16 protein-coding genes are annotated in these 18,480 nt (G+C 74.8%); 10 read left to right on the forward strand and 6 right to left on the reverse strand.

All coding sequences use genetic code 11. The features are described from left to right. The first annotated feature begins 3 nt into the window (after positions 1-3). The 3 genes from ACI79A_RS16920 to nudC are packed head-to-tail and all read left to right on the forward strand — an operon-like array spanning position 4 to position 3,655. Positions 4-1,311 (forward strand): M16 family metallopeptidase, encoded by a 1,308-nt coding sequence (locus ACI79A_RS16920; RefSeq protein ID WP_457084923.1) that lies wholly within the window; start codon positions 4-6, stop codon positions 1,309-1,311. After that, positions 1,308-2,681 carry a M16 family metallopeptidase gene (locus ACI79A_RS16925; RefSeq protein WP_457084924.1) on the forward strand — a complete coding sequence of 458 codons (1,374 nt, stop codon included), beginning with the start codon at positions 1,308-1,310 and terminating at the stop codon, positions 2,679-2,681. Before ACI79A_RS16920 ends, ACI79A_RS16925 begins: the two co-directional genes overlap by 4 nt. After that, on the forward strand, positions 2,678-3,655 hold the full coding sequence (nudC, locus tag ACI79A_RS16930; RefSeq protein WP_457084925.1) for an NAD(+) diphosphatase: 978 nt from the start codon (positions 2,678-2,680) through the stop codon (positions 3,653-3,655). Before ACI79A_RS16925 ends, nudC begins: the two co-directional genes overlap by 4 nt. Positions 3,656-3,715: 60 nt before the next feature. On the opposite strand, the gene ACI79A_RS16935 is transcribed toward nudC, so the two are convergent. The 3 genes from ACI79A_RS16935 to ACI79A_RS16945 all read right to left on the reverse strand — a co-directional run bounded on the left by ACI79A_RS16935 (position 3,716) and on the right by ACI79A_RS16945 (position 5,366). After that, positions 3,716-4,174 carry a uridine kinase gene (locus ACI79A_RS16935; protein WP_457084926.1) on the reverse strand — a complete coding sequence of 153 codons (459 nt, stop codon included), beginning with the start codon at positions 4,172-4,174 and terminating at the stop codon, positions 3,716-3,718. 209 nt (positions 4,175-4,383) lie between these two features. Then, positions 4,384-4,980, reverse strand: a complete 597-nt coding sequence (locus ACI79A_RS16940; protein WP_457084927.1) for an ANTAR domain-containing protein — start codon at positions 4,978-4,980, stop codon at positions 4,384-4,386. A 122-nt stretch (positions 4,981-5,102) separates the two neighbouring features. Further along, positions 5,103-5,366, reverse strand: coding sequence for a mycoredoxin (locus ACI79A_RS16945; RefSeq protein WP_457084928.1), 264 nt, complete (start codon positions 5,364-5,366; stop codon positions 5,103-5,105). A gap of 146 nt (positions 5,367-5,512) precedes the next feature. On the opposite strand from ACI79A_RS16945, the gene ACI79A_RS16950 reads away from it, so the two are divergent. From ACI79A_RS16950 to ACI79A_RS16965, 4 genes are all read left to right on the forward strand, one after another. Next, positions 5,513-7,543, forward strand: a complete 2,031-nt coding sequence (locus tag ACI79A_RS16950) for an ATP-dependent DNA helicase UvrD2 (protein WP_457084929.1) — start codon at positions 5,513-5,515, stop codon at positions 7,541-7,543. A gap of 347 nt (positions 7,544-7,890) precedes the next feature. After that, positions 7,891-8,217 carry a hypothetical protein gene (locus tag ACI79A_RS16955; protein ID WP_457084930.1) on the forward strand — a complete coding sequence of 109 codons (327 nt, stop codon included), beginning with the start codon at positions 7,891-7,893 and terminating at the stop codon, positions 8,215-8,217. A 147-nt stretch (positions 8,218-8,364) separates the two neighbouring features. Next, on the forward strand, positions 8,365-8,703 hold the full coding sequence (locus ACI79A_RS16960; protein ID WP_457084931.1) for a WhiB family transcriptional regulator: 339 nt from the start codon (positions 8,365-8,367) through the stop codon (positions 8,701-8,703). Between the two features lie 118 nt (positions 8,704-8,821). Next, on the forward strand, positions 8,822-8,986 hold the full coding sequence (locus ACI79A_RS16965) for a hypothetical protein (RefSeq protein ID WP_457084932.1): 165 nt from the start codon (positions 8,822-8,824) through the stop codon (positions 8,984-8,986). Positions 8,987-9,050: 64 nt separating this feature from the next. On the opposite strand, the gene ACI79A_RS16970 is transcribed toward ACI79A_RS16965, so the two are convergent. Further along, entirely contained in the window at positions 9,051-10,373 is a 1,323-nt protein-coding gene (locus tag ACI79A_RS16970; protein WP_457084933.1) for an ABC1 kinase family protein, read from the reverse strand. Beyond that, the gene (locus ACI79A_RS16975; protein ID WP_457084934.1) at positions 10,366-11,442 is read right to left on the reverse strand and encodes a ThiF family adenylyltransferase; all 1,077 of its coding nucleotides are present in this window, start codon (positions 11,440-11,442) and stop codon (positions 10,366-10,368) included. The genes ACI79A_RS16970 and ACI79A_RS16975 overlap by 8 nt, the downstream gene beginning before the upstream one ends. A 342-nt stretch (positions 11,443-11,784) precedes the next feature. Here ACI79A_RS16975 and ACI79A_RS16980 point away from each other — a divergent pair, with 342 nt between their 5' ends. Further along, positions 11,785-12,402, forward strand: a complete 618-nt coding sequence (locus ACI79A_RS16980) for a M48 metallopeptidase family protein (RefSeq protein WP_457084935.1) — start codon at positions 11,785-11,787, stop codon at positions 12,400-12,402. A gap of 164 nt (positions 12,403-12,566) precedes the next feature. On the opposite strand, the gene ACI79A_RS16985 is transcribed toward ACI79A_RS16980, so the two are convergent. Further along, complete coding sequence (locus ACI79A_RS16985) at positions 12,567-13,982, reverse strand: zinc-dependent metalloprotease (protein WP_457084936.1); 1,416 nt, start codon at positions 13,980-13,982, stop codon at positions 12,567-12,569. Between the two features lie 171 nt (positions 13,983-14,153). Between ACI79A_RS16985 and ACI79A_RS16990 the strand changes: the two genes are divergently transcribed. After that, positions 14,154-15,176: a YlbL family protein gene (locus ACI79A_RS16990; protein WP_457084937.1), complete on the forward strand. Its 1,023-nt coding sequence runs from the start codon at positions 14,154-14,156 to the stop codon at positions 15,174-15,176. A gap of 228 nt (positions 15,177-15,404) precedes the next feature. Then, the gene (locus ACI79A_RS16995) at positions 15,405-18,380 is read left to right on the forward strand and encodes a UPF0182 family membrane protein (RefSeq protein WP_457084938.1); all 2,976 of its coding nucleotides are present in this window, start codon (positions 15,405-15,407) and stop codon (positions 18,378-18,380) included. Positions 18,381-18,480: the final 100 nt, after the last annotated feature.

Here is an 18,480-nt window from a genome sequence, read left to right on the forward strand (position 1 = left end):
CGCGTGACAGCAGCTCAGGGCGACCTGGTCCTGCGCCACCCGGTCGAGCGGTTCACGCTCGACAACGGGCTGCGCGTGGTCCTGGCGCCCGACCGGAGTGTCCCCGTCGTCGCCGTCAGCGTCTTCTACGACGTCGGCATGCGTTCCGAGCCGCCGGGCCGCACCGGCTTCGCCCACCTGTTCGAGCACATGATGTTCCAGGGCTCGGCGAGCGTCCCGAAGATGGAGCACGCCCGGCTGGTGCAGGCCGCCGGCGGCACCTTCAACGGCTCCACGCACCAGGACTACACGAACTACTTCCAGGCGCTGCCGGCCGAGGCGCTCGAGCGGGCCCTCTTCCTGGAGGCCGACCGGATGGCCGCCCCGGCCATCACCGAGGAGAACCTCCGCAACCAGATCGACGTGGTGAAGGAGGAGATCCGGGTCAACGTGCTCAACCGCCCCTACGGCGCCTTCCCGTGGCTGCAGCTGCCGCCGATCGCGTTCGAGACCTTCGCCAACACCCACGACGGCTACGGCTCCTTCGTCGATCTGGAGTCCTCCACGGTCGACGACGCGCAGGACTTCTTCGACCGCTACTACGCCCCGGCCAACGCGGTGCTGTGCATCGGTGGTGACCTGGACGTGGCCGAGACCGAGCAGCTGGTCCGCCGCTGGTTCGACCGGGTGCCTGCCCGCCCCGCCCCGCCGATGCCGAACACCGGCGAGCCCTCGCCGACCGCCGTCCGGCGCGGCGTGGTCGAGGACCCGCTGGCCCCGGCCCCCGCGGTCGCGATCGGCTGGCGGGTGCCCGACCCGGTGAACGACCTGGACACCTACCTCGGCACGGTGCTGCTCACCGAGCTGCTGAGCGAGGGCGACGCCTCCCGGCTGGAGCGCCGGCTGCTGCACACCGACCACCTCGCGGTCGGGCAGAGCAGCTACCTGGGCCTGTTCGGCGACCCGTTCGACGTCCGTGACGCCACGCTGCTGGTCACCCAGGTGCACCACCCGGCGGAGGTGTCGACCGATGCGGTGCTGCGCGCCGTCCACGAGGAGGTCGAGAAGGTGGCCAACGACGGCGTCCCCGCCGAGGAGCTCGCCCGGGTGACCGCCCGGGCCGAGGCCCAGCTGCTGCAGCAGGCCGACTCCGTGCTCGGCCGCACGCTCGGCTTCGCGGCCGCGGAGCTGATCCACGGCCGTGCCGAGCTGGCCGGTGAGCTGGCCGCTCGGCTCGCCGCGGTCACGCCCGACCAGGTGCGGACGGCGGCGCGGGGCCTGTCCCCGGACACCGCTGCGGTGCTCGAGCTGCGTGCGGGCGGTGCCCGATGAGCGCCCCGGTGCTGGTGCCGCCGCTGGGCGACCCCCGGCCCATGCCCGTTCCGCAGGTGCACGAGACGACGCTGCCCAACGGCCTGCGCCTGGTCGTCGTACCGCGCCCCGGCGTGCCGCTGATCGAGCTGCGGCTGCGGGTGCCCTTCGCCGCCGCCACCCCGCGCACCGCCGCCGTGCACGCTGCGCGCACCGCCGTCCTCAGCGGCGCAGTGCTGCTGGGCACCGCCCGGCACGACGAGCTGGAGCTCGCCCAGCTGCTGCAGGCACAGGGCGCCGAGCTGTCGGTCTCGGCCGACGCCGACCGCCTGCTGCTCGCCACCACGATGCTGCCCGGTGGCCTGGGCGAGGTGCTCGGGGTCGTCGCCGAGCTGCTCGGCTCGGCCACCTACCCGGCGCGCCAGGTCGAGGCCGAACGGTCCCGGGTCGGGGAGCGGCTGCGCATCGCCCGCTCGCAGCCGGGGCTCATCGCCCGCACCGCCCTGGCCGAGCGCCGCTACGGCTCGCACCCCTACGCCCAGCAGCTGCCGTCGGCCGAGCTGGTCGGGGCGGTCACCCCGGCGGCGCTGCGCAAGCTGCACCGCGACCGGGCGCTGCCCGCGGGCAGCACGCTGGTGCTGGTCGGCGACGTCGACCCGGTCGCGGCGGCGGACGCGGTGGGCACCGCCCTGGCCGGCTGGACCGCCGAGGGCGTCGCCGTCACCGCGCCGCCCGCTCCGGCGACCGCTCCCGGCCCGCTCCAGTTGGTGCACCGGGACGGCGCCGTGCAGTCGAACATCCGCCTGGGTGGCCCGGCCCCCGGCCGCACCGACCCGCAGCTGCCCGCCGTGCGGCTGGCCAGCATGGTGTTCGGTGGCTACTTCTCCTCCCGGCTGGTGGAGAACCTCCGCGAGCGGCGGGGGTACACCTACAGCCCGCGCAGCTCGGTGGAGCACCTGGTCGCCGGCTCCTCCTTCCTGGTCGACGCCGACGTCGCCACCGAGGTCACCGGCCCGGCGCTGCTGGAGACGGTCTACGAGCTCGGGCGCATGGCGCTGACCCCGGTCTCCGAGGCCGAGCTCGAGTCCGCCCGCCGCTACCTGCTCGGCACGCTCGCGCTCGGCACCGCCACCCACGCCGGCCTGGCCAGCACCCTCTCGGCGCTGTTCGGGTCGGGCCTGTCCGCCGAGTGGCTGGCCGACCACCAGCGAGCGCTGGCCGCCGTGGGGGTCGACGAGGTCACCGAGGCCGCCCGCCGGTGGCTCGCGCCCACCGCGCTGACGGCGGTCGTGGTCGGGGACGCCGGGCGGGTCGCCGACCCGCTCGGCGCGGTCGGTCCGGTCGAGGTCCGTCCGGTCCCGACAGCGCCGGCGCCGCAGGCCGGGGCGTGAGCGTCCCGCCCGGCGGCAGCACCCCGGCCGACAACCCCGCGCCCGGCACCACACCGCCCGACGTCCGCGGGTTCTGGCCCGACGACCGCTACGCCGGCGCGGTCACCGACACCCCGCTGCTCTCCCGCACCGCGCACGACCGCGGGCACCTCTCCCGGCTGTTGCCCGACCCCGCCCAGGGGCGGCCGGTGCGGGTGCTGCTCGTCGACGACCAGCGCGCCGCGCCGGTCCGCGATGCGGGGGGCCGGCCGGAGCTGGTCTACGACGAGCGCCCGACGATGCCCGAGGGCGCGATCTACCTCGGTGAGGCCGACGGCGTCCCCTACGCCGCGCTGCGCACACCGCGCCCGGCGGCACTCGACGGCCGGCAGGTCGACCGCTGGGCCGGCCTGCGCGAGGTGGGGGGCGAGCTCGGTGACCTCGACGCCGGTCTGCTCGCGCAGGCCGTGGGCATCATCGAGTGGCACGAGCGCAACCGGTTCTCACCGATGACCGGTGCGCGCACCACCATCGAGCGCGCCGGCTGGGTGCAGCGCGACCCGGAGAACGGCCGCGAGGTCTTCCCGCGCACCGATCCGGCGGTGATCATGCTCGTGCACGACGGCGGCGACCGCTGCGTCCTGGGCCGGCAGGCCGTCTGGCCGGCCGGGCGGTTCTCCATCCTGGCCGGCTTCGTCGAGCCGGGGGAGTCCGCGGAGGCGGCGGTGGCCCGCGAGGTGGCCGAGGAGGTCGGCATCCGCGTCACCGACGTGCGGTACGTCTCCAGTCAGCCCTGGCCGTTCCCGCAGTCGCTGATGCTGGGCTACGTGGCCCGCGCGGTCGACACCGAGCTGCGCATCGACCACGACGAGATCGAGGAGGCGCGCTGGTTCAGCCGGGACGAGCTGCGCTCGGGCAGCGGCCCGCAGGCGCTGCCGCCCCGGGTCTCCATCGCACGGCACATCATCGACCGCTGGGTGGCCGGCGACCTCTGATGGCCCCGTCCCGAGGCGAGGTCCCGAGCTTGCGAGGGATGAGGAGGACATGGTCCTTCCTCAGCTGAAGCGCCCCTGCAGGACGAGGGCGGGGCGGTCGGCGTGGTCGGCGAGCACCACCGCGTCGGCGAGCAGCTGCGGGTCGACCTCGTCGTCGTAGCGGTCGAAGGCGGGCAGCTCCCACTCCCGCTCCGCCGGCACCCGGCGGCGCCGGGCGGCCGGGCTGACCCGCAGGTGCACGACCACGTCGAAGGCCAGCCCCAGCCCCTGCAGCAGCGAGCCGGGCACCAGCAGCACGCCGCCGGCCGGAGCGGGGCGGTAGCTCTCGCGGGCCGCCCGGTCACGCGCCACGTCCCAGAGCGCGGGCAGGTACTCGCCCGGGCCGCCGGGACCGCAGCGGTCCAGCACCTCCCGCGCCAGCGCGCCGGCGTCGAGCCAGTCGGAGTACCGGGCGTCGGGATCGGTGCGGCCGTGCTCCAGTCGCAGGGACGCCGGGCGGTAGAAGCCATCGGCCGGCACGACCGCGGCCGCGCGGCTGAGCCCCGGCAGTCGTTCGGCCAGCGCGGTGGCCAGCGTTCCCGGCCCGGTCAGCCCATCGGCGGCGCCCGGCAGCTCCGGGCCGTCGACGGCGACCCGCAGCGCGGCCGCACCGGGCTCGGGCGGCAGCGGGGCGAGCAGCTCGGCCAGGCGATCGGCGAGCGCACCGGGGGAGAGCGGGAGCGGAGCGGTCAGCTCGGCGCTCCCGGGGCGGGCGCGTCGGTTCCGCTCGACCCGAGCACGTGCGGCGCCCGGCCGGCGCGGTCGTCGGGGGCGCCCCGGCGTCCCGGTGCCGGGTGCGGTGGCTCCGGGGGGAGGGAGGCCAACACCTCCAGAGCGAGGTCGGCGGCCGAGCGTCCCGAGCTGCGGGCCTGCTGGCGCAGCTGCTCGAAGGCCTCTCTCGGCGGAGCGGCGTGGCGCTCGGCGAGCACCCCGATCGCCCGTTCGATCGACACCCGGGCGGCCAGGGCGTGCTCCAGCTGGGCGATGGTGCGCCGCAGGGCCTGGACCTCCTCGGTCTCGGCACTGCCCTCGGCAGCCGCCGGTGCTGCGCCGGACCGGGCCGCCCGGCGGGCCTGGCGGTCGGGCTCGGGATGGACCCCCAGCTCGCCGGCCACCAGGTCGGCGAGGGTCATCGCCTCGACCAGCGGGAGCCCGGTGTCGCCCTCCGCGCCGGCGGACTGGCCGACCCCGGCCGGGGGCTGCAGCACCGTCCACCCCGCCGTGGTGCGGGTCAGCAGCACGGCCGGCGCGCCGTCGGGCGTGCGCAGTGCCTCCGGTGGCAGCACGACCCAGGTGCTGCGGGTCGCGGCCAGGGGACAGTCGGCTGCGGCGGGCTCGGAGGCTGCGGACCCGTTCCCGCAACCCCCCGCGGGGCGGTCGTCGCCCCCGGAGGGCCGCGGGTCGGGGATCACGCGTCCGGGAGCTGCGCGAGCTGGCCCTTGACCTGCTCGATGCTCGGGTTGGTCAGCGCCGAGCCGTCGGCGAACACCAGGGTGGGCACGGTGCGGTTGCCGCCGTTGGCCTGCATGACCAGCTCGGCGGCGTCCTCGTCGGCCTCGATGTTGACCTCGGCGTAGTCGATCCCCTCGAGCTGCATCAGCTTCTTCAGCCGGACGCAGTAGCCGCACCAGCTGGTGGTGTACATCGTGACTGTGGGTGCCGGAGCGCTCATCGGGTGGATCCTCTCGCGTTCGTGCCCCGGAGGGCCACCCGGGGCGGGTGGCCCGGCCCGGGGAGCCTGCCGGTGGGGCAACGCCCCGGTCCTGGGGATGCTTCCCCGGCCTGTCGTCCCGGGCTGGGAGGATCGGGGACGTGGGGATGCCGCGGACAGCAGAGGGCCGGATCGCAGCGGACGGGGTCCGGGAAGGGGCGGCGGGCGCCGAGGCGGTGCTGGCCGGCCTGGACGAGCAGCAGCGGGCGGCCGCGGCCGCGGTGCGGGGGCCGGTCTGCATCCTCGCCGGTGCCGGCACCGGCAAGACCCGCACGATCACCCACCGGATCGCCTACGGCGTGCACCTCGGGGAGTTCGTCCCCGAGCAGGTGCTCGCGGTGACCTTCACCGCCCGCGCCGCCGGTGAGCTGCGCGGGCGGCTCTCCGCGCTCGGTGTGGGGGGTGTCCAGGCCCGCACCTTCCACTCCGCGGCGATGCGCCAGCTGCGCTACTTCGCCCCCCGGGTCCTCGGCGGCCCGATGCCGGAGCTGATCGAGAACAAGCTCCGGGTCGTCGCCGGCGCGGCGACCCGCAACCGGCTCACCACCGACCGCACCAGCCTGCGCGACCTCGCCAGCGAGATCGAGTGGGCCAAGACCACGCTGGCCACGCCGGAGGACTACCCGGCCCGGGCCGCGGCGGCGGGGCGGGAGCTGCCCTTCGACGCCGCGGCGGTCGCCGAGGTCTACCGCAGCTACGAGTCGGCCAAGCAGCGTGACGGCACGCTGGACTTCGAGGACCTGCTGCTGGTCACGGCCTACGCCATCGAGGAGCACCCGGACGTCGCCCGGGAGGTGCGCGCGCAGTACCGGCACTTCGTCGTCGACGAGTACCAGGACGTCAACCCGCTGCAGCAGCGGCTGCTCGACGCCTGGCTCGGCGGGCGCGCCGAGGTCTGCGTGGTCGGTGACCCGAACCAGACGATCTACTCCTTCACCGGTGCCGACCCGGACTACCTGCTGGGCTTCGCCGACCGGTACGGCGACGCCGAGGTGGTCAAGCTCGAGCGTGACTACCGCTCGACCCCGCAGGTGGTCGGGCTGGCGAACAAGCTCATCGGCCAGGCCCCGCCCCGCAAGGGCCTGCCGGGGCTGCGGCTGCTGGGGCAGCGTCCGGAGGGCCCGGCCCCCCGGTTCGTCGAGCACCCCGACGAGCCGGCCGAGGCGGCCGCGGTGGCGAAGGCCTGCCGGGAGCTCATCGACAGCGGGCTGCCGGCCAGCGAGATCGCCGTCCTGTTCCGGATCAACGCCCAGTCGCAGGTCTACGAGTCCGCGCTGGCCGACGTCGGTGTGCCGTACGTGCTCAAGGGCGGTGAGCGGTTCTTCGAGCGGCCCGAGGTGCGCGAGGCGGTCCTGCTGCTGCGCGGCGCGGCTGCCGGTGGGCACGAGGAGGGCGCCCTGGTGCCCACCGTGCGCGACGTGCTGGCGTCCGTGGGCTGGGCCGAGCACCAGCCGCCGGCCGGTGGCGCGGCCCGGGACCGGTGGCAGTCGCTGGCCGCGCTGGTCGACCTCGCCGTCGACCTGGTGGCCGAGCAGCCCACGCTCGACCTCGCCGGGTTCGTCGCCCACCTCGCCGAGCGCGCCAACGCCCAGCACGCGCCGACCGTGCAGGGGGTGACGCTCGCGTCGATGCACGCGGCCAAGGGCCTGGAGTGGGACGCGGTGTTCGTCGTCGGCCTGGTCGACGGCGTCGTGCCGATCGCCCAGTCGCAGTCTCGTCCGGAGGCGGTCGAGGAGGAGCGGCGGCTGCTCTACGTCGCGGTGACCCGGGCCCGCGAGCAGCTCACCCTCTCCTGGTCGCTGGCGCGCAACCCCGGCGGGCGCCGGGCCCGGCCGCGCAGCCGCTTCCTCGACGGGCTGGCCCCGGACACCGCCGCGGCGCCCCGGCGCCCGGCGAAGCGGCCCAAGGTCGTGCTGGAGGGGGAGGCCGGTGAGCGGTTCGAGCGGCTGCGCGCCTGGCGGAGCAGCACCGCCCAGGAGGCGTCCGTCCCGGCCTACGTGGTGTTCACCGACGCCACCCTGCAGGCGATCGCCGAGACCCGGCCGACGTCGCTGCGCGAGCTGTCCGCGCTGCCTGGCGTCGGGGCCCGGAAGCTCGAGCTCTACGGCGCCGGGGTGCTCGCGGCCATCGACGGCTGATCGCCCGGCTGACCTGGAAGAACACACTTCTCCGCGATTCACCGGTAATTCGATTGACCCGTTCGTCGGCCAGCCCTAGCCTTCGCTGCAGCACCTGGGGGTGACCCAGGACGCACTCGGCAGGACCGGAGACGGCACCGCCGACGACCAGCACCACCCAGGACAGAGCACCACCCAGGACAGAGCACCACCCAGGACAGAGCACCACCCAGGACAGAGCACCACCCAGGACAGAGCACCACCCAGGACAGAGCACCACCCAGGACAGAGCACCACCGAGGACAGAGCAGCACCAGCAGGGAGCACGGCCGGCAGGCCGGGCTCCGACCCCGGAGAGGAGGGGCTTCGTGAACAGCACCGACTTCGTCGTGACCGGCCTGGGCGTCGTGGCCCCCGAGCCGGCCGCTGCCGTGTGCGCCACCGCGTGGACCGAGCGCGCCGTCCTGATGGCGCCCACCGCCGCTCCGTTCCAGGGGACGGGTCTGCCCGCCGTCCGGCTGCGCGGCCTGTTCTCCGGCGCGGACGCCACCCCGAAGGGCACCGGTGCGCGCTATGGCACCGATGCGCACCTGATCGACCTCACTCGCACGGGCCTCGCCGCCACCGGCGTCCTCGCGCAGCGCGCCACCAGCACCACCCCGGGTGACCTGCCCCCGGAAGACCCGCTGAGCTAGCCGCTCGGCTGGTCCTCCTCGAGGCCGCGGAACCCGGAAACCGGGATCCGCGGCCTTCGTCTTTCTCTGCCTCGCGGACCCACCCCGACCACCGGTCGGCGGGACCCCGTCGACCGGCCTACCGACCGAGGAAGAGGAGGAGCGGTCGTGCCGACCACGATCGAGCCCGCGACCCACCGCCGGCGAGGGATCGACCGCACGCACGTGTCCACCACCACCGGGCTGACCCCGGCGCCGCGCCGCACGCTGCCCTGCCGGGCGTCGTCCGACCCGGACCTGTGGTTCGCCGAGGCGCCGGCCCAGCTGGAGCAGGCCAAGAGCCTGTGCGTCGAGTGTCCCGTCCGGGCGTCCTGCCTGGCCGGAGCGCTCGACCGGGCCGAGCCATGGGGCGTCTGGGGCGGGGAGATCTTCGACCGCGGTGTCGTGATCGCCCGCAAGCGGCCGCGGGGGCGTCCCCCCAAGGTCCGAGCGGAGGTCGCGGCATGAGCCACGCCCGCCGCAGCACCCGGCCGGCCGCGGTCCGACGTCCGGGCGGCAGCCGGCCCGTGACCCGATGCACCACCCACCGGCGCCGCACGGCGCCCCCGCACCCGGAGGACCCGCGATGTTCCTGATGGACCCCGACCTGGTCCTCGACCAGGTACGGCAACGACTGGCCGACGCCGACCGGTCGGCGCGCGCGCGACGGATCGCCACCGCCCGCCGCTGCGACCGCCGGGCGGAGCGGGCCACCCGCCGCGCTGCCCGGGCCGGGGCGGCGGTCTGGTGAGCCCGGCCACCCGGGTGCGGCGGCGCTCCACCGCCGCCGCACCCGGGTGCTCCGGGGTGGACCGTCAGCCGGCGAAGCCCGGCAGCCACTCCTCGCACACGCCCCGGTAGGGCGCCTGTGCGTCGAGCTGGCAGAGCACACCGATCGACCCGATGGTCACCCGGTGGATCAGCAGGTACGCCGGCGGCAGGTTCAGCTGGCGCCCCAGCCGGCTGGCGTCGCTGCGTGGGTCACCGATCCGCACGGCCTGCTCCTGCATCCACGTGCGGGTGAACTGGAAGGACGGGACTGCGATCGGCTCCAGGAACGGCAGCACGAAGTCGAGCACGCTCTCGGCGTCGACCTCGACGTTCGGCCGGACGAAGCCCTCCTTCCGCAGGTCGGTCAGCACGTCCTCGGCCCGGCCCTCCAGCGCCCACCGCACCAGGCGGCCGATCGGCTCGGGCAGACCCTCCGGCAGCCGGGCGGTGGCGCCGAAGTCGATGACCCCGAGCCGACCGTCGGGCAGCAGCCGGTAGTTGCCCGGGTGCGGGTCGGCGTGCAGCAACCGGGCCCGCTGCGGACCGGAGAAGTGCAGCACCGCCATCAGGTGCCCGGCGCGGTCGCGCTGCTCCTGGGTGCCGGTGGCGATGACCCGGGACAGCGGGGTGCCCTCCTGCCACTCGGAGACGATGACCTTCGGCGCGCTGGCCACCACCCGCGGGACGGCGATCTGCTCGTCGTCGGCGTAGGCCGCGGCGAAGCCCCGTTGCGCGTCGGCCTCCAGCCCGTAGTCCAGTTCCTCCTCGGCGCGGACCTTCAGCTCGGCGATCAGCGGCTTGATCTCCATGCCCGGGAACAGCACGGCGAACATCCGCGCGAAGCGGGCGAGCTGGTTCAGGTCGGCCATCAACGCCGTCCCGGCCCCGGGGTACTGGATCTTCACCGCGACGTCCCGACCGTCGCGCCAGGTCGCCCGGTGCACCTGACCGATGCTGGCCGCCGCGGCCGGGGTGTCGTCGAAGTCGCGGAACCGCTCCCGCCACCGGCCGCCCAGCTGCTGCGCCAGCACGGCGTGCACGGTGCGCACCGGCATCGGTGGCGCGGCCTCCTGCAGCTTGACCAGCGCCTCGCGGTAGGGGCCGGCGACCTCGTCGGGCACCGCCGCTTCGAAGATGGACAGCTGCTGGCCGAGCTTCATCGCCCCGCCCTTGAGCTGCCCGAGCACGGCGAAGAGCTGCTCCGCGGTGCGCTGCTGGAGTTCGGCGTCGACCTCCTCGGCCGGCCGGCCGGACAGTCGCTTGCCGATGCCGAGGGTGGCCCGCCCGGCGGCGCCCAGGGGCAGAGCTGCCAGCCGGGCCGTTCGGGACACCGCCCCCCGTGGGATGTCCCGCTCGGTGTCACTCACCACCCCATTGTCCCCTCTCCGCCGCGACCCCGCCCTCTGCTGCGGCGCCGCAGCCGCACGCGGGGTGCGGCGGCCAGCGGCGCAGGCGGGGTTCCAGCGACGGTGGTCGCAGCTCCACCGCGGCGTCGAGGACGGCCGGGGCCCGGTCGCCGCCGTCGAGGTGGGCGAGCGCCTGGACGGCCGCGGTCACCGCGGTGGCCAGGCAGGTGAGGGTGCTGCCCGCCGGACCCGGCCGGCTGGCCGCGAGCTGGACGGCGATCGCCGGCCAGGCCGGGTCGTCGTCCCGGCGCCACCCCTCGGCGCAGCGCAGGCAGCTGCTCACGCCCGGCAGGACGAGCGGACCGACCACTCCGGTCTCCCCGCGCACCGTCGCGACCAGGTGCGCCACCCCGTCGCGGTGCAGCGCGGCGGTCAGCGGGTCGACGGCCGCCCAGGGGCGGCACAGCACCACCAGGTCGGGGTGCTGCTCCGGGGGCAGCGGGCGCAGGTCGGTCAGCGGGCTGGCCCGCCGGACCGCGTCGGCCGCCGCCAGCACCCGTGGCCGGCCCTCGTCGACGGCGGCGACGCCGCCGACGACCGGGTCTCCGGCGGTCGTCAGTCCGCGGTCGCGGACGGAGACCCGCCCGACGCCGCTGGCGGCCAGCAGGGCCGCGAGCGGGGTGCCGACCCGGGTCGCGCCCTCGACGACGACCGAGCTCTGCCGCCGGACCCGCCAGCGCCCGGCGGCGACGGTGGGCAGCTCCAGGCCGGCCCGGGCGGTGGCTGCCGGACCGGGGTCGGTGGCCAGCAGGTCGCCGGCGGTGACCTCGTGCAGCAGCCCGGCGCCGCGGAGCCCGGCCAGCAGGTCCTCGACGACGTCGTCGCCGAGCCCGGCCGCGGACCAGTCGCCGCGCAGGGCGCGCTCGGTGCGCCGGCCGTCGATGCCGGTGAGCAGCCGGGCGATCTCCGGACCGGCCGGCCACACCCGTACGCCGTCGCGCCCGTCGGCACCGCCGACCTGCACCGTGCCCTCGTCCGGGCAGGACACCGGCGTGGTGGCGGGGAGCAGGGGGTGCGGGGTCTCGGTCACCGGCAGCAGGGTGCCAGCGGGTGGCGTGCCCGTGCCGACGTCGTCCACAGGCCGGCTGGCGCGGACCGGTCCGCAACTGGCCCACACCCTGTGCACGAAGGTGTGGACACGGTGGGGAAGCGGCGCGATCGGGCTGTGCACGGACGGGGGACCGGCGCGCGGCCGACCCGGCCGGCGGGCCGTTCACCTGCGCCGACGCCGTCCCCGGGGTGTGGAGGAGGGGAGTGCGTTCCACCGTTCGGGGGATCCGCCGGCAGCGGCTGTCCACTGACCGTGTGGACCTGTCCACCACCGGGTGTCGGCCCGCTGGGCGGACCCCGCGCCGACGGCTACCGTGCGTCCGTGCACCAGCGACCCGAGCGCCGCCCGGACGCCCCGCCCGCCGCCGCGGACGAGGCGCTGACGACCGTGGCCGGACCCGTCGAGGTGCGGCGCAGCGCTCGGCGACGGCGGACCGTGACCGCGTACCGGGAGAACGGCCGCACCATCGTGCTGATCCCGGCCGCGTTCAGCGCTGCCGAGGAGCGACGCTGGGTCGACCAGATGGTGGCCAAGCTGCAGACCCGGGAGGAGCGGCGCAAGCGCACCCTCGGCTCGGACGAGGACCTGATGGCGCGCGCCCGGCAGCTCGCGGACGCGCACCTCGACGGGCGCGCCGTGCCGGTCAGCGTGCGCTGGGTCGACAACCAGAACCGCCGCTGGGGGTCGTGCACCCCCGCCGACGGCACGATCCGGTTGTCCAGCCGGCTGCGGGGGATGCCCGAGTTCGTCGTCGACTACGTCCTGGTGCACGAGCTCGCCCACCTGCTCGAGCCCAGCCACGACCAGCGCTTCTGGGCGCTGGTGCACGCCTACCCGCGGGCCGAGCGGGCGCTCGGGTTCCTCGAGGGTGTCGAGCACGGCGGGCGGACCGCGCCCGCCGCGGCCGACGGCGACCTGGAGCCCGGCGCCATCGACTGACGAAGGTCAAAGGACCCCGTCCTCCTCACCCCTCGCAGGCTCGGGGCGAGCCTCGGGACGGGGCCGATCCCCACCGCTCGCACGCTCGCGGCGGGCCCCTGCGGCGGGGCCGTTCCAGCACGTCACCGCGCTCGCGGCGGGCCCCTGCGGCGGGGCCGGGGGCGTCACGTGCGGGGGGTGTCGCCGTTCTCCGGGTCGTCGCCCTGCTGCTCTCCACCGTCAGCGGCTTCGTCGCGGGGCTGCTCGTCGAGCCCGTCGGCGGTGAGCTGGGCGAGGGGGTCCCCGGCGCCCTGACGGGCGACGAAGTCCAGCGGCTCGTCGAGGTCCTCGGAGGTGGGCAGCAGGTCCGGGTGCGACCAGAGCCGGTCGCGCTCCGCGCTGCCGTGCTGCTGGGCCATGGCCCCCCACACCGTGCTGGCGTCGCGCAGCCGGCGCGGCCGCAGCTCCAGCCCGACCAGCGTGGCGAACGTCTGCTCGGCCGGGCCGCCGGAGGCTCGGCGACGGCGCATCGTCTCGGCCAGCGCGGAGTGCCCGGGCAGGCGCTCGGCGGCCGCGGCGGCGACCACGCTGTCGACCCAGCCCTCGACCAGGGCCAGCAGGGTCTCCAGCCGGCGCAGGGCCATCTGCTGCTCGGGGGTCTCCTCGGGCTCCAGCACCCCGCTGCCCAGCAGTCGCTGGATGCTCTCCGGGTCGCTGGGGTCCAGGCCGCCCTCCATGCCGCCCATCGCCTCCTGGATGCCCCGCTCGATCGCCTCGCGGTCGACGTGGATGCCCCGGGCGTAGGCGTGCACGGCGTCGGTCAGCTGCTGGCGCAGCCACGGGACGTGCGCGAACAGCCGCTGGTGGGCGGCCTCGCGCAGCGCGAGGAAGAGGCGGACCTCGTCCTCGGGACGGTCCAGCCCGGCACCGAAGGCGGCGACGTTCTGCGGCACCAGCACGCCGGCGCCCTGCGGGCCCAGCGGCAGCCCGACGTCGGTGCTGGTGGTGACCTCGTCGGCGAGCCGGGCCAGCGCCTGGCCGACCTGGGCGCCGAACATGACGCCGCCCATCTGGCCCATGATCCCGGCCAGCGGGCCGGCGATCGCCGCGGCCTCGGCGGGCAGGGCGCTGGTCATGGCGGCGACCACCCGCTCGGCCAGCGGGTCGATGAGGGCGGCCCACGCCGGCAGGGTCTGCTCCACCCACTCCACGCGCGACCAGGCCAGACCGCGGTCGATGCCCGAGGGCAGCTCGGTGACCTGGTCCAGCCAGAGGTCGGCCAGGCGCAGCGCCTCGGTGACCGCGGACCGCTCGCCGGCGGAGGTGGGCTGGTGCCCCGGGGCCAGCTGGCTGATCGCCCCCTGGCGCGCCAGGTCCCAGTTCACCGGGCCGCCGGACCAGTTCATCAGCTTCTGCAGCTCGGCGAACAGCGGCATCTTGCCCATCAGGTCGGCCGGGCCGCCGGCGCCGCCGGCAGCGCCGAAGAGGGCCCCCAGGCCGAACGGGTCGTTCCCGGCCGGGCCACCGCCCGAGCCGCCGGACTCGCCCCGGCGCTCGGGATCGCGGTCGGGTGGGCCGAAGCCGAACGGGAGATCACTCATGACCCCACCGTAGACGCGGGTGGCGGTCCGCAGCGCACCTCCGGGCGCTGCCCGGCGGCCCGCGGTTGCGCTCGGAGCGGAGCGCGTCCCGCGGCGGCCGGCGGCAGGTCACCTACTCTCGCCGTTCGACAGGCGACGCTGGGTCGGTGTCGCGCCGGACGAGGAGGAGTCGTGAGCCGTCGGACCACCGTGCTGGTCGCCGGGTCGGTGTTGCTGTTCGTGTTCGGCGCGCTCGGCTCGCTGCTGCCGGTGCCCTACGTCGCGCAGGTGCCCGGCCCGACCTACAACACGCTCGGCGAGATCGACGGCACCCCGATCATCAGCGTGGTGGGCCGGGAGGAGAACGAGACCTCGGGGAACCTCAACCTGACCACGGTCGGGGTCCCCTCCGGGCCGCTGACGCTGGTCGGCGCGGTGCAGGGCTGGTTCGACGACGAGGTCACCGTGGTGCCCCGGGAGCAGGTCTACCCGTCGGGCCAGTCGGAGGAGGAGACCCGCCAGCAGAACCGGCAGGCCTTCCTCACCTCCGAGCAGGCCGCCCGCGGCGCGGCGCTGGGCGAGCTCGGCTACCCGGAGGCGGTCGTCGTCCAGGAGTTGGTCGACGGCTCCCCGGCCGAGGGGACGCTGCAGGCCGGTGACGCCGTCCGGGCCGTGGCCGGCATGCCGACGCCGGACTTCGAGACGCTCGCCGCGGTGCTCGGCGGGATCGAGCCGGGCGCCGAGGTCGAGGTCGAGTACACCCGGCTCGGCGTCACCGGCAGCGGCACCGTGACGACCACGGCCGCGCCGGACGGGGAGGGCGCCGCGCTCGGCATCAGTGTGCTGGAGACCCCGCACGCACCGTTCGACGTCGAGATCCAGGTCGACGACGTCGGTGGCCCGTCGGCGGGGCTGATGCTCAGCCTGGGCATCATCGACCTGGTGGGGGACACCGATCTCACCGAGGGTGCCGTGGTGGCGGGCACCGGGACGATCGACGTCGACGGTGCCGTGGGGCCGATCGGCGGCGTCCCGCTGAAGCTGGTCTCCGCCCGGGAGATCGGCGCCGACCTGTTCCTGGTGCCCAGCGAGAACTGTGCCGAGGCGCTCGCGAACGCGCAGCCGGGCCTGCCGATGGCCGAGGTGGCCACCCTGGACGACGCGCTCCAGGCGCTGGCGGACCTGCGGGCCGGGGTCACCCCCGACCCCTGCTGACCGGGGCTCCGCCCGTGTAGTACTGACCGGGTTCGGCTCCCCTCGGGAACCCCGCGCGGTCGACAACAGTTGAGGATGCGACCCGGGAGTGTCCGGCTGCCCCACGGGTGCGGCCGGTGCCCCTACGGTCGGACCCCGGGGGACCGGCGCCGTGCCGGTCCCCGGGAACATCCCCCGAGAACACCGCTCTTCGAGTACGTCGCAACAGACAGGAGACCGACCGTGGCCATGCGGCCCCCCGTGCCGGTGCCGACGCTGTCCCGGCGCGCCAAGCTGGTCATCGGCGTCGTCGCCGTCCTGCTGGTGCTGTTCAGCGTCATCGGCACCCTGACCAACGTCTACGTCGACTACCTCTGGTTCGACGAGACGAACTTCACCGAGGTCTTCTGGACCGAGGTGCAGACCCGTGCCCTGCTGTTCGCGGTGGTCGGCGTGGCCACCGGTGGCCTGGTGGGGCTGGCCGTGTACCTGGCCTACCGCTTCCGGCCGACCTTCCGGCCGATGTCGCTGGAGCAGCAGAACCTCGAGCGCTACCGGCAGTCGATCGAGCCGCGTCGCAAGACGCTGCTGACCGCGCTCGCCGTGGTGCTCGGCCTGTTCGCCGGCTTCACCGCCCAGGGCAGCTGGCGCACCTGGCTGGAGTTCCGCAACGCCACCGACTTCGGGCGCACCGACCCGCAGTTCGGGCTGGACCTCTCCTTCTTCGTCTTCGACTACCCCTTCTACCGGCTGGCGCTGGGCTTCGGGTTCGCGATCGTGCTGCTCGCGCTGATCGGCTCGGTGCTCACGCACTACGTCTTCGGCGGCCTGCGGCTGCAGACGCCGGGCCAGAAGCTCAGCGGTGCCGCCCGCGTGCAGCTGTCGGTGCTGGTCGGGCTCTTCGTCGCGCTGAAGGCGGTGGCCTACTGGCTGGACCGCTACGGGCTGGTCTACTCCAACCGCGGTGACGTCTTCACCGGCGCCAGCTACACCGACGTGAACGCGCTGCTGCCGGCGAAGAACATCCTGGTCTTCGTGGCGGCGATCTGCGCCATCGCCTTCTTCGCCAACATCCTGGTGCGCAACACGCTGCTGCCGGCGGCTGCGCTCGGGCTGCTGCTGGTCGCCAGCCTGGTGATCGGGGTGGCCTACCCCGCCATCGTGCAGCAGTTCGTCGTCAAGCCCTCGGCCGACCAGCGGGAGCAGGACTACATCCAGCGGGCCATCGAGTCCACGCTGGCCGCTTACGACCTCGACGAGGTCGAGTACGTCCCCTACGCGCAGGACCAGACCACCAGTGCCGGCGCAGACGGCGACGTGTCCGGCAACAGCACCGACACCGAGGCCGCGCTGGCCGAGCTGGCGGACTCCCCGACCATCTCCAACGCCCGGCTGCTGGACCCGAACGTGCTCTCGGCGACGTTCACCGCGCGCCAGCAGATCCGCAACGTCTACGGCTTCCCGGAGAAGCTGGACATCGACCGGTACACCGTCGACGGCGAGCTGCAGGACTACGTGGTCGCCGTCCGTGAGCTGGACCAGTCGGGGCTGAGCGAGAACCAGAGCAGCTGGATCAACCGGCACACCGTCTACACGCACGGCAACGGCTTCGTCGCCGCACCGGCCAACGAGGTCGTCGCCGGCCAGGAGGGGGGCGAGCCGAACTTCACCACCGGCAACCTGCCGACCACCGGCGACATCGAGGTCGACCAGGCCCGCATCTACTACGGCGAGCTGATGAACGTGCTCGGCCAGGACGTCTACTCGGTGGTGGGCGGCACGGACGACCCGCGCGAGTTCGACCTGCCCGAGGGCGGGTCGGAGGACCGGCAGATCAACTCCACCTACGACGGTGAGGGCGGGGTCTCGATCGGCAGCTTCTTCCGCCAGCTGACCTTCGCGATCTTCTACCGCGAGCGGAACTTCCTGCTCTCCGGCGCGGTCAACGACCAGTCGAAGGTGCTCTACGTCCGCGACCCGCTGGACCGGGTGGAGAAGGCTGCGCCCTTCCTCACCGTGGACGGCGACCCCTACCCGGCGGTGATCGACGGCCGGGTGCAGTGGATCCTCGACGGCTACACGACGTCGGACGCCTACCCCTACGCCGAGCAGATGTCGCTGGGTGAGGCGGCCACCGACGCCCTGACCGGCGTCGGCACCACGGCCCTGCCGAACGAGCAGTTCAACTACATCCGGAACTCGGTCAAGGCCACCGTCGACGCCTACGACGGCACGGTGACGCTCTACGCCTGGGACCAGGAGGCCAACCCCGACCCGGTCCTGCAGACGTACATGAAGGCCTTCCCGGGCACCGTGCAGCCGCAGAGCGACATGTCCGAGGAGCTGATCAGCCACGTCCGGTACCCGGAGGACCTGTTCAAGCTCCAGCGGGACGTGCTGACCCGTTACCACGTGGCCAACCCGGTCGACTTCTACAACCAGAACGACCGGTGGCAGGTGCCGAACGACCCGACCCGGCCGGTGGAGGAGGCGCAGCCGCCGTACTACATCCTGGCGCAGCGGCCGGGCGACGACCAGGCCAGCTTCCAGCTGACCAGCGCGCTCAACGCCTTCAACCGGGACAACCTCTCGGCGTTCATCTCCGCGTCGTCGGCGCCGGAGAGCTACGGCGAGATCCAGGTGCTGCGGCTGCCGGGCAACACGCCCTACCGAGGTCCACTGCAGGTGCAGAACGCCTTCGAGTCGAACAACCAGGTGCGACCGGACCTGACCCTGTTCAACAGCGACAACTCCGAGCCGGTGTTCGGCAACCTGCTGACCCTGCCCATCGGTGACGCCGGGCTGGTGTACGTGGAACCCCTCTACGTGCAGGGCACCGGAGCCGGTGGGTTCCCGCTGCTGCAGAAGGTGCTGGTGAACTACCAGGACCGCATCGGCTACGCGAACACCCTGGCCGAGGCGCTGACCCAGGTGTTCGGGGAGGGGGCCGGGGAAGCCGCGCCCGACAGCGACGGCGTCGAGGGGGAGACCCCCGCGGCGGAGGAGCCGGCGGACCCGGGCACCAGCCCGCCGGCGGGTGGTGACGGCGGTTCCCCGACCTTGGAGGCCGCCCTCGCGGACATCGACGCGGCGATCGATGCACTGGCGGACGCCCAGCGGAACGCCGACTTCGCGGCGATCGGCCAGGCCCAGGCCGACCTGCAGGCGGCGGTGGAGGCGTACCAGGCGGCGCAGGCCGCCGGCGCGGCCGCGCCGGCCGACTGACGGACGGGGGGGGGGGGGGGGGGGGGGGGGGGGGGGCCGGGCCCGGGCCCGCCGCCGGGGCGTGGTGTTTTTTTTTTTTATAAAAAACGCGTGGCTGTCG

Source organism: Modestobacter sp. SYSU DS0657 (assembly GCF_054050925.1).